This is a genomic window from Sphaerotilus hippei, assembly GCF_003201595.1.
GTDB classification, from domain to species: domain Bacteria; phylum Pseudomonadota; class Gammaproteobacteria; order Burkholderiales; family Burkholderiaceae_C; genus Sphaerotilus; species Sphaerotilus hippei.
This window is the reverse complement of sequence record NZ_QJJS01000003.1, coordinates 326,659-342,353: the sequence shown is the minus strand read 5'-3', so window position 1 is coordinate 342,353 and position 15,695 is coordinate 326,659. Positions and strand designations below refer to the sequence as shown.

The window sequence follows — 15,695 nt, the reverse complement described above, 5'->3', positions numbered from 1 at the left end:
CATGAGCGACCTCGAGACTTCCCCGGACCACCACGAACTGCCGAGCGAGGCGCTCGACCTGACGATCTACAGTCCGTCCGGGGTGGTGGCCAAGGCCCCATCGATCCGCCTGGCCGCGCGCCGCCTGGCCGCGCTGGGCTTCGACGTGACGATCGACGAGAGCGCCGGCGCCCGTTTCCAGCGTTTCGCCGGTGACGACGAGGTGCGGCTGGCGGCGCTGCACCGGGTGGCCGCGGCGGCCCCGTCGGTGGCGCTGGCCACCCGCGGCGGCTATGGGCTGACTCGCCTGCTCGACCGCATCGACTGGGCGCTGCTGGCCCGCTCGGTCGAGCAGGGCACCCGCTGGGTCGGCTACAGCGACCAGACCGCCCTGCAGCTGGGCCTGCTGGCGCACACCAAGGCGCCGAGCTGGGCGGGCCCGCTCGCCTGCGACGACTTCGGTCGCCCCGAGGCCGACGGCGGCCTCGACGAGATCACGCCCGACTGCTTCGTCGAGGCCATGACCGGCGAGCTCGAGGCCGTGGGCTTCCGCACCGAGGCCGGCCTGGACGGGCTCGACGTCAAGGGCCTGCTGTGGGGCGGCAACCTGACGGTGCTGTGCTCGCTGCTGGGCACGCCGCACTGGCCCCGGGTCAAGGGCGGCATCCTGTTCCTCGAGGACGTCAACGAACACCCCTACCGTGTCGAGCGCCAGCTGCTGCAGCTGCAGCAGGCGGGAGTGCTGGGGGCGCAGAAGGCCGTCGTGCTGGGCGACTTCGGCGGCTGGAAGAAGTCGCCGCTGGACCGCGGCTACAACCTCAAGGCCATGGTGGCCCACCTGCGCTCGGTCTGCACCACGCCCATCGTCACCGGCCTGCCGTTCGGCCATGTCCAGACCAAGGTCACGCTGCCGGTCGGCCGCAAGGTCGAGTTCGTGGTGCAGGGGCGCGACGCGCTGCTGGCCTGGGGCCACGCGGGATGAGTCGACGGGCCGAGGCGCTGCTGCGTGCATCCCTGCGGGGCGGGCTGCTCGGCCTGCTGATGCTGCTGGGCCCGGCCGGCGCCTGGGCCGCCCACGCCCATGCGCAGTTCGGCGACATCCGCTACCCGGCCGGCTTCCGCCACTTCGACTACGTCAACCCCGAGGCCCCGCGCGGGGGCGCGATCTCGCTGGTGGCGCCGGTCATCGCCAGCACCTTCGACAAGTTCAATCCGTTCACGCTCAAGGGCACCGAGCCCCCGGGCCTGCTGAGCCTGGTGTTCGACACGCTGCTGGTGGGCACCCTCGACGAGCCCGCCACCGCCTACGGCCTGCTGGCCGAGGACGTGGCGGTGGCACCCGACGGCCTGTCGGTGCTGTTCCGCCTGAACCCGAAGGCCCGGTTCCACGACGGCGAGCCGGTGCGGGCCGCCGACGTCAAGCACACCTTCGACCAGCTCACCGGCCCGGGCGCCTCGCCGCAGTATTCGGCCTATTTCGGTGACGTGCGCGCGGCCGTGGTGCTCGACGAGCGCCGCATCCGCTTCGACTTCCGGCGCCCCAATGCCGAGCTGCCGCTGATCGTCGGCAGCCTGCCGGTGTTCAGCCGCCGCTGGGGCCAGGTCGATGGCCAGCCGCGGGCGCTGGACCGCATCGTCACCGAGCATCCGATCGCCTCGGGCCCCTACCGGATCGGGCGGGTCGACTTCGGCAAGGAGATCCGCTACGAGCGGGACCCGGCCTACTGGGCGCGTGACCTGAACGTGCGCCGCGGCCAGTTCAACTTCGACCGCATCACCTACCAGATGTACGCGGACAACGTCGCCGCCTTCGAGGGCTTCAAGGCCGGCGAGTTCGACTTCATCCAGGCCTTCACCGCCAAGGACTGGGCCCGCCAGTACAAGGGCGGACGCTTCGACAGCGGCGAGCTGATCAAGCGCGAGCTGCAGCATGGCAACGCGACCGGCTTCCAGGGTTTCATCTTCAACACCCGGCTGCCCCGGCTCGCCGATGCGCGGGTGCGCCAGGCGATCGGGCTGGCGATGGACTACGAGTGGATGAACCGCCAGCTGTTCTACGGCGCCTACGGCCGGCTGCGCGGGTATTTCACCCAGAGCGAATACGAGGCCCGCGGCCTGCCCGGGCCCGACGAGCTGGCGCTGCTGGCGCCGCTGCGTGCGCAGCTGGCTCCGGCGGTGTTCGAGCAGCCGGTGCCCATGCCCCCCAGCACCGCGCCACCGGGCTCGCTGCGCGACAACCTGCGCCAGGCACGCGCGCTGCTGGCCGCCGCGGGCTGGACCTATCGGGACGGCGCGCTGCGCGATGCCCGCGGCGAGCCCTTCACGCTCGAGTTCCTCGACAACAGCGAAAGCATGGGCCGGGTCGTGCTGCCGGTGCTGCGGTCGCTGGAGAAGCTGGGCATCCGGGCGAGCTTCCGGGTGGTCGACTACGCGGTGTTCGAGAAGCGCATGAAGGCCTTCGACTTCGAGCTGATGACCCGCCGCATCCTCGGCCGGCTGAACCCGGGCGCCGAGCAGTTCCAGGCCTTCCACTCCAGCCTGGCGAACACGCCGGGCTCGACCAACGCCGGCGGCGTCGCCGATCCGGCGGTCGATGCGCTGATCACGCGGCTGATGGCCGCACGCACCCGCGCCGAGCTGGTGAGCGCCGCGCGTGCGCTCGACCGGGTGCTGCGCCACGGGCACTACGCCGTGCCGCACTGGTATTCGGGCGTGCACCGGGTGGCCTGGCGGGCGGGCCGCTTCGAGCAGCCGGCGCGACTGCCGCGTTTCTACGAACCCGAGGACTGGGCGCTGAGCTGCTGGTGGAGCGTCGCGCCGGTGGAAGGAAAGCGCTGATGTGGAGCTATGTGCTGCGGCGCCTGCTGCTGATGGTGCCCACGCTGCTGGGCGTGCTGGCGCTGACCTTCGCGGTGATCCAGTTCGTGCCGGGCGGGCCGGTCGAGCAGATGGTCGCGCAGCTCGAGGGCCGCCAGGGCGGGGGCGAGACCGCCGCGCGGGCGACGGGCTACCGCGGCCGCCAGGGCGTCGAGCCGGCCCAGCTCGAGGAGATCCGCAAGCTCTACGGCTTCGACAAGCCGCCGCTGGAGCGCTTCTGGCAGATGCTGAAGTCCTTCGCGCGCTTCGACCTGGGCCAGAGCTTCCACCACCACCAGGACGTCTGGAGCCTGGTGCGGCAGAAGCTGCCGGTGTCGATCTCGCTGGGGCTGTGGACGTTTGTCCTCAGCTACCTGATCTCGGTGCCGCTGGGCATCGCCAAGGCGGTGCGCGCCGGCTCGCGCTTCGACGCGGTGAGCAGCCTGCTGGTGCTGGCCGGCTACGCGATCCCCGGCTTCGTGCTGGGCGTGGCGCTGCTGGTGCTGTTCGGCGGCGGCAGCCTGCTGGCCTGGTTCCCGCTGCGCGGGCTGACCTCGGCGAACTGGGACGAGCTGAGCGTCGGCGCGAAGGTGGTCGACTACCTCTGGCACATCACGCTGCCGGTGACCGCCAGCGTGCTGGGCAGCTTCGCGGTGATCACGATGCTGACCAAGAACACCTTCCTCGAGGAGATCGGCAAGCAGTACGTCATCACCGCCCGGGCCAAGGGCCTGGACGAGCGGCGCGTGCTGTGGCGCCATGTGCTGCGCAACGCCTCGATCCCGCTGATCACCGGCTTTCCGGCGGCGTTCATCGGCGCCTTCTTCACCGGCTCGCTGCTGATCGAGACGCTGTTCTCGCTCGACGGCCTGGGCCTGCTGGGCTACGAGGCGGTGATGCGGCGCGACTACCCGGTCGTGCTGGGCACGCTCTACCTGTTCACGCTGATCGGGCTGGTGACCCGGCTGATCGGCGACCTCTGCTACGTCTGGGTCGACCCCCGGGTGCGCTTCGACTGAAGTCCGGATGATGAGTGCCATCGTGTCTCCTCCCGCTGCCGGGCCCGTGGCGCCGGCTCCGTCCCTGTCGCCCTCGCGGCGCGCCTGGCAGCGCTTTCGCCAGCACCGGCTGGGCTGGTGGAGCCTGTGCCTGTTCGGGGGGCTGGTGCTGCTCAGCCTGGGTGCCGAGCTGCTGTCCAACAACCTGCCGCTGCTGGTGCGCCACGACGGCCGCTGGTACGTGCCGCTGGTCCAGACCCTGCCGGAGACCACCTTCGGCGGCGACTTCGAGACCCCGACCGACTACCTCGACCCGTTCATCGCCGCCCAGCTGGCCCGGCCGGGCAACTTCGCGCTTTATCCGCCCAACCGCTACCACCACCGCACGATCAACTACTTCGCCTCCTCACCGAACCCGGCCGCTCCGTCGAGCGAGAACTGGCTGGGCACCGACGACCGCGGCCGCGACATCCTGGCGCGGCTGCTCTACGGCTTTCGCGTCTCGGTGCTGTTCGGGCTGGCGCTGACGGCGGTGGGCACGCTGCTGGGCGTGCTGACCGGCGCGCTCCAGGGTTATTTCGGCGGGCGCACCGACCTGGCCTTCCAGCGTTTCATCGAGATCTGGAGCTCCATGCCCGAGCTCTACCTGCTGATCATCCTGGCGGCGGTGTTCGAGCCCGGCCTGGGCCTGCTGCTGGTGCTGCTGAGCCTGTTCGGCTGGATGGGGCTGTCGGACTACGTGCGTGCCGAGTTCCTGCGCAACCGCCAGCTCGACCATGTGCGCGCCGCGCGGGCGATGGGCCTGAGCCACGGCCAGATCATCTGGCGCCACGTGCTGCCCAACAGCCTCACGCCGGTGGTGACCTTCCTGCCCTTCCGCATGAGCGCGGCCATCCTGGCGCTGACCTCGCTGGACTTCCTCGGTCTGGGCGTGCCCTCGGACACGCCCAGCCTGGGCGAGATGCTGGCCCAGGGCAAGAACAACATCGACGCGTGGTGGATCTCGCTGTCGACCTTCGCCGTGCTGGTGCTGACGCTGCTGCTGCTGACCTTCATCGGTGACGCGCTGCGCGATGCGCTCGATCCGCGCAAGGAGATGCAGCCATGAACGCGGCCACCCGTCCCGGCGGCCCGCGGCCGCTGCTGTCGGTGCGGGACCTGTCGGTCTCGTTCGCCGGCCGGCCGGTGGTGCAGGGCATGAGCTTCGAGCTGCAGGCCGGCGAGCGGCTGGCGCTGGTCGGCGAGTCCGGCTCGGGCAAGACGGTGAGCGCCTTCAGCCTGCTGCGGCTGGTGCCCCAGGCCCAGGTCGGCGGGCAGGCGCTGTTCGATCCGGGCGGCCCCGGCGAAGGCCCGCGTGACCTGCTGCAGCTCGACCTGCCCGAGCTGCGGGCCGTGCGCGGCCGGCAGGTGGCGACCATCTTCCAGGAGCCGATGACGGCGTTGAACCCGCTGCTGAGCATCGGCGACCAGATCGCCGAGGTCATCGAGGTGCACCAGCTCGTCTCCCGCGCCCAGGCCTGGCGCCAGGCGGTGGCGCTGCTGGCGCGCACCGGCATCGCCGAGCCGCAGCAGCGTGCCTGCGCCTTCCCGCACCAGCTCTCGGGCGGCCAGCGGCAGCGCGCGATGATCGCGATGGCGCTGGCCGGCGAGCCGCGCCTGCTGATCGCCGACGAGCCGACCACCGCGCTGGACGCGACCGTGCGGCTGCAGATCCTCGACCTGCTCGACGAGCTGCAGCGTGAGCACCGCCTCGCCGTGCTGCTGATCACCCACGACCTGCACCTGGTGCGGCGCTTCGCCGACCGGGTGATGGTGATGGAGCGCGGCCGGCTGGTCGAGCAGGGCCCGGTGCAGCAGGTCGTCGAGACCCCGGCCCATCCCTACACCCGCCGCCTGCTCGACAGCCGGCCGCGCCGCGACCTGCGGCCGGCCCCGACGCAGGCCGTGCCGCTGCTGCGCGCGCGCGGCCTGCGGGTGGCCTACACGATCCCCCGGCCGGGCCTGCGCGGCTGGTTCGGCACGGATGAGCGGGTGGCGGTGCAGGGCGCCGACCTCGACCTGCCGGTCGGCCGCACGCTGGGGGTCATCGGCGAATCCGGCTCCGGCAAGTCGACGCTGGCGCTGGCCGCGCTGGGGCTGCTGCCCTGCACCGGCGAGCTGAGCATCGACGGGCAGGCCTGGACCGGCCGGCTCGGCGCCGACCGGGCGCTGCGCCGGCGGGTGCAGGTGGTGTTCCAGGATCCGTTCTCGTCGCTGTCGCCGCGGCGCACCGTCGAGCAGATCGTGGCCGAGGGCCTGGGCGTGCACCACCCGTCGCTGGGCCCGGCCGAGGTCCGCCAGCGCGTGCTGGACACGCTGGCCGACGTCGGCCTGTCGCCGGACCGTTTCCCCGGCCTGCTGGCGCGTTACCCGCACGAGTTCTCCGGCGGCCAGCGCCAACGGCTGGCGCTGGCGCGCGCGCTGGTGGTGCAGCCGGGCCTGCTGGTGCTCGACGAGCCCACTAGCGCGCTGGACGTCACCGTGCAGCAGCAGATCCTGCAGCTGCTGCAGCGCCTGCAGCACGAGCGTGGCCTGAGCTACCTGCTGATCACCCACGACATCGACGTCGTCGCCGCGATGGCCCACCACGTGGTGGTGATGAAGGACGGCCGGCTGGTCGAGTCCGGCCCGACCGACGAGGTGCTGCGCCAGCCGCGCAGCGATTTCACCCGGGCGCTGCTGGCCGCCTCGGCCGACGTGGCCCGGGTGCTCGACCCGTCCTGAAGGCGAGACCGGCAGGCCCTGCCGGCCTCGTCTCCCGGGCCGCGCCCCATGAAAAACGGGCGCCGAGGCGCCCGTCCGGGGTGACGCGGCGTCGCCGGGTCAGAGCACTTCGGAGGCGAAGTCCGCCAGGCGCGACCGCTCGCCGCGCGCCAGCGTGATGTGGCCCGAGTGCGGCCAGCCCTTGAAGCGGTCGACCGCGTAGGTCAGGCCCGAGCTGCCTTCGGTCAGGTAGGGCGTGTCGATCTGCGCCAGGTTGCCCAGGCAGATGATCTTGGTGCCCGGGCCGGCGCGCGTGATCAGCGTCTTCATCTGCTTGGGCGTCAGGTTCTGCGCCTCGTCGATGATGACGAACTTGTTCAGGAAGGTGCGCCCGCGCATGAAGTTCAGGCTCTTGATCTTGATCTTGCTGCGCACCAGGTCGTTGGTGGCCGCGCGGCCCCATTCGCCCGCGCCGCTGTCGCTACGGGCCAGCACCTCGAGGTTGTCGTCGAGCGCGCCCATCCACGGGCTCATCTTCTCCTCCTCGTTGCCGGGCAGGAAGCCGATGTCCTCGCCCACCGGCACGGTCACGCGGGTGACGATGATCTCGCTGTAGCGGCGCTCGTCGAGCACCTGCGACAGCGCGGCGGCCAGCGTCATCAGCGTCTTGCCGGTGCCCGCCGTGCCGGTCAGCGTGATGAAGTCGCACTCCGGATCCATCAGCAGGTTCAGCGCGAAGTTCTGCTCGCGGTTGCGCGACATCACGCCCCACACCGCGTTCTTGGCATGGCTGTAGTCCTTGAGCGTGCGCAGCACCGCCGTCTTGCCGGTGATCTCGGTGACCTTGGCATAGAGCGGCGCATTGCCCGGCGACTCGAGGTAGGCGAACTGGTTGACCATCAGCGAGGGCACCAGCGGCCCGCTGATGCGGTAGAAGGTCGAGCCGTTCTGCTGCCAGCTCTCCATCGTCTTGCCGTGGCGCTCCCAGAAGTCCGGCGGCAGGGCAATGACGCCGGTGTAGAGCAGGTCACCGTCCTCGAGCGTCTTGTCGTTGAAGTAGTCCTCGGCGGCCAGGCCCAGCGCACGCGCCTTGATGCGCATGTTGATGTCCTTGGACACCAGCACCACCTCACGCTCGGGATGCTGCTCGCGCAGGCTCTGCACGACCCCCAGGATCTGGTTGTCGGCCTTGCCCTGCGGCAGCCCGGCGGGCAGCTTCACGTCCAGCAGCGTGGTCTGGAAGTACAGCTTGCCGCCGGCTTCGCGGTGGCCGGTCTTGGCCAGGGCGATGCCCTCGGCCGGCGCCAGGGAGCTGTCCTTGGCCAGGCCGTCGAGCTCGCGGCTGACCTGGCGCACGTTGCGCGAGACCTCGCTCATGCCCTTCTTGTGGCCGTCGAGCTCCTCGAGCGTGATCATCGGCAGGTAGATGTCGTGTTCCTCGAAGCGGAACAGCGACATCGGGTCGTGCATCAGCACGTTGGTGTCGAGCACGAACAGCTTGGCCGGACCGGTGTTGCGCGGCGTGCGGGCGCGGCGCGTGGCCGGCTGGACCGCCGGAGCACGCTCGGCCACCACGACGGCGGCGGGCGCGGCGGGCGGGGTGACGGCCGCGGGCCTGGGCTCGGTCCGGGCCCGGCCCTTGGGGGTGTTGCGGCCCTTGGCCTGCGGCGGGGCGACCGGTGCCGCCTGCGCGGCGGCCTGGGCTGGCGTGGCCTGGGGCACGGCCTTCGGGCTCGTGTCACGGGCCACCGGCGTGCCGGCGACGGCGGTCCGGGCCTTGCGCCCGGTGCTGCGCGCCGGGGGCGCGACGCTCACGGCGGCGGCCGCCGCCTGGGGCGCTTCGGCGGCGAGCACCGCAGGCTCCAGCAGTGCCGTGTCATCGGCCGCCGGGGTCTTGCCGCCGCGCCGGGCAGGTCGCTGGGCGAGCGTGCCGGCGTAGTCGGAGAGGTCGAGGAGAGATCCGCGTTTGGCAGGGGGTTTCGGCAGAGGCATGGGCAGTGGCAGTCACATGACGAGGTGCACCACGGGACGGGCCCGCGGCACACGGAGGCCGGAAAAGAAAAAGCCGCACAGCAAGCTGTACGGCTTTTCGGGGGAATGCGGTTCAATGCTCGATCGCATGAGCCCCATTATGCACACCGTGCGACAGGCGCCAGGCCGGCGCCCGGGTGCGAGTCCCGTTCAGACGGGATTTTTCAGGTCCTGCACCGCCTTGAGCACCTCGTCGACGTGGCCGGCGACCTTGATGCCGCGCCATTCGGCCCGCAGCATGCCCTCGGCATCGATCAGGAAGGTGCTGCGCTCGATGCCCTTGACCTTCTTGCCGTACATGATCTTGTTCTTGACCACGCCGAACATGTGGCAGAGCTTCTCCTCGGTGTCGGCCACCAGTTCGAAGGGCAGCTCGAGCGTCTGCTTGAACTTGTCGTGCGAGACCATGTTGTCTCGCGAGACGCCGAACACCACGGCGCCGGCATCGGCGAAGTCCTGGTGATGATCGCGAAACTGCATTGCTTCAGTGGTACAACCGGGCGTGTTGTCCTTCGGGTAGAAGTACAGCACCACGACCTTGCCGAGCAGGGCTTGTGGCGTGAACTTCATGCCACCGGTTGCATTCGCTTCAAATTCCGGAAGAGGTTTGTTGATAGCGGGTGTCATGCAGGTTTCTATAGTCTGTGTGCGGAACGGTGCACAATCCGTCGATTATAAGTGGCCCGGGCCCCGATCGGATTCGATCAGGAATGCACCGACCACTCGGCGCCCCTCGGACACCAGGATGTTGTAGGTGCGGCAGGCCGCGCCGGTGTCCATGCTCTCGATGCCCACGCGCTGCTGGATCAGCGCGCGACAGAGGGCGGGCGCGGGAAATCTCAGCTTCCTGCCGCTGCCGAAGATCACCAGTTCGGGCTCGAGCGCCAGAATCGTTTCGAAATGTTCGGCCTCGAGTTCGTCGAAGGAGCGGCAGTCCCAGGTCAGGACCTGGCCCCGCGAGGGCACCAGCACGCTCTGTCGCCACGTCGTGCCCAGGATGGTGATGCTGTCGGGGGTGTGGGCCTGGACGGCGTTCACGCCGTCCATCTTGTCGGGTTGGAATTTCACGTCGTCTTCTTCGCTGGGGTTCGGGCCACGGCGCCCCTGAGGGCCTGATCGGGATCAGGTGGGGGCATGTGAGTAAAATTCTAGCTTTTGCCTCATCGGCCCCGACCCGTTCCGGGGCCTCTCGGAAGGAAGCCTGAGTGCCCAAGACCGTCGCCAAATCCAGCAAGCTCGCCAATGTCTGCTACGACATCCGCGGCCCGGTGCTGGAAAAAGCCCGCCAGATGGAAGAAGAAGGGCACAAGATCATCAAGCTGAACATCGGCAATCTGGCCGTGTTCGGGCTGGAGCCGCCCGACGAGATCGTGCAGGACATGATCCGCAACCTCTCGAACGCGGCCGGCTACACCGACAGCAAGGGCCTGTTCGCGCCCCGCAAGTCGGTGGTGCACTACACGCAGGAAAAAGGCATCCGCGGGGTCTCGGTCGACGACGTCTACCTGGGCAACGGCGCCTCCGAGCTGATCGCCATGAGCATGAACGCGCTGCTCGACGATGGCGACGAGGTGCTGATCCCGTCGCCGGACTACCCGCTCTACACCGCGGTGGTCGCGCTCTCGAGCGGCACGCCGGTGCACTACCTCTGCGACGAGCAGAGCGACTGGCTGCCCGACATCGCCGACATGCGCGCCAAGATCACGCCGCGCACCAAGGCCATCGTCGTCATCAACCCGAACAACCCGACCGGTGCGCTCTATCCGGAGTCGGTGCTGCAGGAGATCGTCGAGCTGGCGCGTGAGCACCAGTTGGTCATCTTCGCCGACGAGATCTACGACAAGACTCTCTACGACGGCGAGACCCACACCAGCATCGCCTCGCTGGCCGACGACGTCTTCTTCGTCACCTTCAACGGCCTGAGCAAGAACTACCGCTCCTGCGGCTACCGCGCCGGCTGGATGGTGGTGTCGGGCGACAAGCGCCGGGCGCGCGACTACATCGAGGGCCTGAACATGCTGGCCTCGATGCGGCTGTGTGCCAACACGCCCGGCCAGCTGGCGATCCAGACCGCGCTGGGCGGCTACCAGAGCATCAAGGACCTGGTCGTGCCGGGCGGGCGGCTGTGCCGCCAGCGCGACCTCGCCCACAAGCTGCTGACCGAGATCCCCGGCGTCACCTGCGTCAAGCCCAAGGCGGCGCTCTACATGTTCCCGCGGCTCGACCCGAAGATGTACCCGATCGCCGACGACCAGCAGTTCGCCTACGAGCTGCTGGCCGAGGAGAAGGTGCTGATCGTGCAGGGCACCGGCTTCAACTGGGCCCAGCCGGACCATTTCCGGCTGGTGTTCCTGCCCAACACCGACGACCTGACCGAAGCGGTCGGCCGCATCGCCCGTTTCCTCGACCACTACCGCAAGCGCCACGGCGCCTGAGCCGGTGGTCGTTCGTCCTTTTCCTCTCCATATCCGCGCCGTCGAAGGCGCTCTGATCGCATGAAACCCATCCAGGTCGGCCTCATGGGCCTTGGTACCGTCGGCGCTGGCGTGTTCCACGTTCTGTCCCGCAACCAGGAAGAGATCCAGCGTCGTGCCGGCCGCGGCATCGAGCTGACCATGGTCTCGCGCCGCAACCTCGACGCCGCGCGCGACATCGTCGGCGACCGGGTGCGCATCGTCGCCGATGCCCGCGAGATCATCGCCAACCCCGACATCGACATCGTGGTCGAGCTGATCGGCGGCTACGGCATCGCCCGCGACCTGGTGCTCGAGGCGATCGCCGCGGGCAAGCACGTGGTCACCGCCAACAAGGCGCTGCTGGCCGTGCATGGCAGCGAGATCTTCGCCGCCGCCCGCGCGCAGGGCGTGATGGTCGCGTTCGAGGCAGCGGTCGCCGGGGGCATCCCGATCATCAAGGCGCTGCGTGAAGGCCTGACCGCCAACCGCATCGAGTGGATCGCCGGCATCATCAACGGCACGACCAACTTCATCCTGTCGGAGATGCGCGACAAGGGCCTCGACTTCGACGTGGTGCTCAAGGAGGCGCAGCGCCTGGGCTACGCCGAGGCCGACCCGACCTTCGACATCGAGGGCGTGGACGCCGCCCACAAGGCCACGCTGATGAGCGCGCTGGCCTTCGGCATCCCGGTGCAGTTCGACCGTGCCCACATCGAGGGCATCACCAAGCTGTCGGCCACCGACATCCGCTACGCCGAGCAGCTGGGCTACCGCATCAAGCTGCTGGGCATCGCCAAGCGCCAGGCCGAGGGCATCGAGCTGCGCGTGCACCCGACGCTGGTGCCGAGCAAGCGCCTGATCGCCAACGTCGAAGGCGCGATGAACGCGGTGATGGTGCAGGGCGACGCCGTGGGCACCACGCTGTACTACGGCAAGGGCGCCGGCTCGGAGCCGACCGCCTCGGCCGTCGTGGCCGACCTGGTCGACATCGCCCGCCTGGCCACGGCCGACCCGGACCACCGCGTGCCGCACCTGGCCTTCCAGCCCGACTCGCTGGCCTCCACGCCCATCCTGCCGATCGACCAGGTGCGCACCGCCTTCTACCTGCGCCTGTGCGTGGCCGACCAGAAGGGCGTGCTGGCCAACATCACGCGCATCCTGGCCGACAGCGACATCTCCATCGACGCCGTGCTGCAGCGCGAGTCGGCCGAAGGCGAGAACCAGACCGACCTGATCATCCTGACCCACGAGACGGTCGAAGGCGCGATGCGTCACGCCCTGACCCAGATGCAGTCGCTGCCCACGGTGCTCGCACCCATCGTCAGCCTGCGCAAGGAAGAGCTGGCATGAAGTACATCAGCACCCGCGGCGATCGCACCGAGCGCCGTTTCTGCGAGATCCTGCTCGAGGGCCTGGCGCCCGACGGCGGGCTCTACCTGCCGGTGAGCTACCCGAAGGTCGACGCGGCCACGCTGGCGCGCTGGCGCGGCCTGAGCTATGCCGAGCTGGCCTTCGAGATCCTGTCGCTCTACATCGACGACATCCCGCCGCTCGACCTCAAGCGCCTGGCCGAGAAGACCTACACCGCGGAAGTCTTCGGCACCGAAGCGATCGTCCCGCTGCGGCCGCTGGAGCCGGGCCTGTGCCTGGAGTCGCTGTCCAACGGCCCGACGCTGGCCTTCAAGGACATGGCGATGCAGCTGCTGGGCAACCTGTTCGAGTACGAACTGGGGCGCCGCGGCGAGCAGCTCAACATCCTGGGCGCGACCTCCGGCGACACCGGCAGCGCGGCCGAGTACGCGATGCGCGGCAAGGCCGGCGTGCGCGTGTTCATGCTGTCGCCGCACGGCCGCATGAGCCCGTTCCAGCAGGCGCAGATGTTCTCGCTGCAGGACGAGAACATCCACAACCTCGCCGTCGAGGGCGTGTTCGACGACTGCCAGGACATCGTCAAGGCCGTCTCCAACGACCTCGAGTTCAAGCGCGCCTACCGCATCGGCACCGTCAACTCGATCAACTGGGCGCGGCTGCTGGCGCAGGTCGTCTACTACTTCGCCGGTTATTTCCAGGCCACGAAGTCCAACGACGAGCAGGTCAGCTTCACCGTGCCGTCGGGCAACTTCGGCAACGTCTGCGCCGGCCACGTGGCGCGCATGATGGGCCTGCCGGTCAAGCACCTCGTGGTCGCGACCAACGAGAACAACGTGCTCGAGGAGTTCTTCCGCACCGGCAGCTACCGCGTGCGCGGCAGCGCCGAGACCTGGGAAACGTCGAGCCCGTCGATGGACATCAGCAAGGCGTCGAACTTCGAGCGTTTCGTGTTCGACCTGCTCGGCCGCGACGGCGCGCGCACCAAGGCCCTGTTCGGCGAGGCGATCGCCCGGGACGGCGTGTTCACGCTGAGCGCCGACGAGTTCGCCCGCATTCCCGCCTACGGCTTCCAGTCCGGCCGCTCGACCCATGCCGACCGCCTCGCGACGATCCGCGCGACCCACGCGGGCCAGGGCGTGCTGATCGACACCCACACCGCCGACGGCGTCAAGGTGGCGCGTGAGCTGCGCGAGCCCGGCGTGCCGATGATCGTGCTGGAGACGGCGCTGCCGGCCAAGTTCGAGGCGACCATCGCCGAGGCGCTGGGCGCCGACGTGCACGCCCCGCGCCCGGCCGCGCTGGCCGATCTGGAGTCGCGGCCCAAGCGTTTCCAGGTCGTGCCGGCCGACACGGCGGTGATCCAGCAGTACGTGCGCGACCACGTGCCGCTGTGATGCCGCGGCGATGAAAGTCGTCGGACTCTGCGGCGCCTCGGGGTCGGGCAAGACGACCCTGGCCGAAGGCGTGATCACGGCCTTGAAGGCCGCGGGCTGCAAGGTGTCGGTGGTCAAGCACGCCCACAAGCGCTTCGACATCGACACCCCCGGCAAGGACAGCTGGCGTCACCGCGAGGCCGGGGCCTTCGAGGTCCTGGTGGCCAACAGCCGCCGGCTGGCGCTGATGCGCGAGCACGAGACCGAGCACGAGCCCGACGTGCACCAGCTGCTGGCCGAGCTGGCCGACCTGTCGGTGCTGGGCCACGAGCACTGGGTGCTGGTCGAAGGCTTCAAGCACGCCGACCTGCCCAAGATCGAGGTCTGGCGCGAGGCCCGTCCCGCGGCCCTGCTCTATCCCGTCGATCCCTACGTGGTGGCGGTGGCCACCACCACGCCGCTGCCCGAGCCGACCGGACTGCCGGTGCTGGATCTGGACCAGCCCGCGACGGTGGCCGCCTTTCTGAGGCAGCATGCCCAGCGATATGAATACCTCGCCCCCGATGAATCCGACCCCGGCGATGCCGCCTGAGCCCGCCGTGCCGACCCGCGCCCCGATGCGCCCCTTCGACGAGGCCCTGCAGCAGCTGCTGGCGGCCGCCGGGTCGCCGCGCGGCCGGCCCGCCGAGAGCGTGTCGACCTTCGATGCGCTCGGCCGGGTGCTGGCCGCCGAGGTGGTCTCGCAGGTCGACGTGCCGCCGGCCGACAACAGCGCGATGGACGGCATCGCCGTGGTCGCGCCCGAGGGCCTGGCCGCCGGCACGGTGCTGCCGGTGCGCCAGCGCATCGCCGCCGGTCAGGTGGGCCGCGCGCTGGCACCGGGCGAGGCCGCGCGCCTGTTCACCGGCGCCCACCTGCCCGCCGGTGCCGACGCGGTGGTGATGCAGGAGGAGTGCGAGTTCCTGGCCGATCCCGCCGGTACCGATGCGGCAGGGCTCGGTGCGGTGCGCCTGCGCGCCGAGGTGCGCCCGGGCCAGTGGGTGCGGCGGCGCGGCGAGGACGTGGCCGCCGGGGCGGTGGTGCTGCCCGCCGGTCATCGCCTCGATGCGGCATCGCTCGGGCTGGCCGCGTCCGTCGGCGCGGCGCAGCTGCAGGTGGCCCGCCGGGTGCGGGTCGCGCTGTTCTCGACCGGCGACGAGCTGCTGATGCCCGGCGAGCCGCTGCGCCCGGGCGCGATCTACAACTCCAACCGCTACACGCTGCGTGGCCTGCTGCAGGGCCTGGGCTGCGAGGTGCAGGACCTGGGCATCGTGCCCGACCGGCTCGATGCCACCCGCGCCGCGCTGCGCGAGGCGGCCCGCCACAGCGACCTGATCCTGACCTCCGGCGGGGTGTCCGTCGGCGACGAGGACCATGTCAAGCCGGCGGTCCGGGCCGAAGGCCGGCTCGACCTCTGGCAGATCGCGATGAAACCGGGCAAGCCGCTGGCCTTCGGGGCCGTGCGCCGCGCGCCGGGTGAGGGCGAAGGTGAGGGCGGCGAGGGCGAGGCCTGGTTCCTCGGCCTGCCGGGCAATCCGGTGGCCAGCTGCGTGACCTTCCTGCTGCTGGTGCGGCCCTTCATCCTGAGGATGCAGGGCGCCACGGCGCTGGCGCCGCGGCGCTTCCTGCTGCCGGCGGCCTTCCGCCGCGAGGTCGGTGACCGCCGGCGCGACTTCGTGCGCGCCCGGCTCGATGCCGACGGCCGGCTCGTGCTGCATGACAACCAGGGCTCCGGCGTGCTGACCTCGATGGCCTGGGCCGACGGCCTGGTCGACCTGGCACCAGGGCAGACCGTCGAGCCCGGCGACCTGCTGCCTTTCCTGCCCCTGAGCGAACTCACATGACGACCA

General features: G+C 70.2%; 13 protein-coding genes. 10 read left to right on the top strand and 3 right to left on the bottom strand.

What is annotated here, in order from left to right; all coding sequences use genetic code 11:
* Position 1 precedes the first annotated feature (1 nt).
* Genes C7444_RS05250 through C7444_RS20965 form a run of 5 tightly spaced genes read left to right on the top strand, consistent with a single transcriptional unit; the run spans position 2 to position 6,596 of the window.
* Positions 2–961: an LD-carboxypeptidase gene (locus C7444_RS05250; RefSeq protein WP_110399768.1), complete on the top strand. Its 960-nt coding sequence runs from the start codon at positions 2–4 to the stop codon at positions 959–961.
* Positions 958–2,817 carry an extracellular solute-binding protein gene (locus C7444_RS05245; RefSeq protein ID WP_110399767.1) on the top strand — a complete coding sequence of 620 codons (1,860 nt, stop codon included), beginning with the start codon at positions 958–960 and terminating at the stop codon, positions 2,815–2,817. The genes C7444_RS05250 and C7444_RS05245 overlap by 4 nt, the downstream gene beginning before the upstream one ends.
* Positions 2,817–3,854 carry a microcin C ABC transporter permease YejB gene (locus tag C7444_RS05240; RefSeq protein ID WP_110399766.1) on the top strand — a complete coding sequence of 346 codons (1,038 nt, stop codon included), beginning with the start codon at positions 2,817–2,819 and terminating at the stop codon, positions 3,852–3,854. The genes C7444_RS05245 and C7444_RS05240 overlap by 1 nt, the downstream gene beginning before the upstream one ends.
* Positions 3,855–3,861: 7 nt before the next feature.
* Positions 3,862–4,941 (top strand): ABC transporter permease, encoded by a 1,080-nt coding sequence (locus tag C7444_RS05235; protein ID WP_110399765.1) that lies wholly within the window; start codon positions 3,862–3,864, stop codon positions 4,939–4,941.
* Positions 4,938–6,596 (top strand): ABC transporter ATP-binding protein, encoded by a 1,659-nt coding sequence (locus C7444_RS20965; protein ID WP_110399764.1) that lies wholly within the window; start codon positions 4,938–4,940, stop codon positions 6,594–6,596. Before C7444_RS05235 ends, C7444_RS20965 begins: the two co-directional genes overlap by 4 nt.
* A 99-nt stretch (positions 6,597–6,695) precedes the next feature.
* Here the strand turns inward: C7444_RS20965 and C7444_RS05225 are convergent, their stop codons facing one another.
* The 3 genes from C7444_RS05225 to C7444_RS05215 all read right to left on the bottom strand — a co-directional run bounded on the left by C7444_RS05225 (position 6,696) and on the right by C7444_RS05215 (position 9,674).
* Positions 6,696–8,567 carry a PhoH family protein gene (locus C7444_RS05225; protein WP_170130636.1) on the bottom strand — a complete coding sequence of 624 codons (1,872 nt, stop codon included), beginning with the start codon at positions 8,565–8,567 and terminating at the stop codon, positions 6,696–6,698.
* Between the two features lie 189 nt (positions 8,568–8,756).
* The gene (locus tag C7444_RS05220) at positions 8,757–9,233 is read right to left on the bottom strand and encodes a peroxiredoxin (RefSeq protein ID WP_110399763.1); all 477 of its coding nucleotides are present in this window, start codon (positions 9,231–9,233) and stop codon (positions 8,757–8,759) included.
* 45 nt (positions 9,234–9,278) lie between these two features.
* Positions 9,279–9,674: an Mth938-like domain-containing protein gene (locus tag C7444_RS05215; RefSeq protein ID WP_110399762.1), complete on the bottom strand. Its 396-nt coding sequence runs from the start codon at positions 9,672–9,674 to the stop codon at positions 9,279–9,281.
* A gap of 137 nt (positions 9,675–9,811) precedes the next feature.
* Between C7444_RS05215 and C7444_RS05210 the strand changes: the two genes are divergently transcribed.
* Genes C7444_RS05210 through C7444_RS05190 form a run of 5 tightly spaced genes read left to right on the top strand, consistent with a single transcriptional unit; the run spans position 9,812 to position 15,689 of the window.
* Complete coding sequence (locus C7444_RS05210) at positions 9,812–11,041, top strand: pyridoxal phosphate-dependent aminotransferase (RefSeq protein WP_110399761.1); 1,230 nt, start codon at positions 9,812–9,814, stop codon at positions 11,039–11,041.
* Positions 11,042–11,101: 60 nt separating this feature from the next.
* Positions 11,102–12,412 (top strand): homoserine dehydrogenase, encoded by a 1,311-nt coding sequence (locus C7444_RS05205; RefSeq protein ID WP_110399760.1) that lies wholly within the window; start codon positions 11,102–11,104, stop codon positions 12,410–12,412.
* The gene (gene thrC, locus C7444_RS05200) at positions 12,409–13,827 is read left to right on the top strand and encodes a threonine synthase (RefSeq protein ID WP_110399759.1); all 1,419 of its coding nucleotides are present in this window, start codon (positions 12,409–12,411) and stop codon (positions 13,825–13,827) included. The genes C7444_RS05205 and thrC overlap by 4 nt, the downstream gene beginning before the upstream one ends.
* A 10-nt stretch (positions 13,828–13,837) precedes the next feature.
* Positions 13,838–14,398 (top strand): molybdopterin-guanine dinucleotide biosynthesis protein B, encoded by a 561-nt coding sequence (gene mobB, locus C7444_RS05195; protein WP_110399758.1) that lies wholly within the window; start codon positions 13,838–13,840, stop codon positions 14,396–14,398.
* Positions 14,370–15,689 carry a molybdopterin molybdotransferase MoeA gene (locus C7444_RS05190; RefSeq protein ID WP_245909414.1) on the top strand — a complete coding sequence of 440 codons (1,320 nt, stop codon included), beginning with the start codon at positions 14,370–14,372 and terminating at the stop codon, positions 15,687–15,689. Before mobB ends, C7444_RS05190 begins: the two co-directional genes overlap by 29 nt.
* The last annotated feature ends 6 nt before the right edge of the window (positions 15,690–15,695 follow it).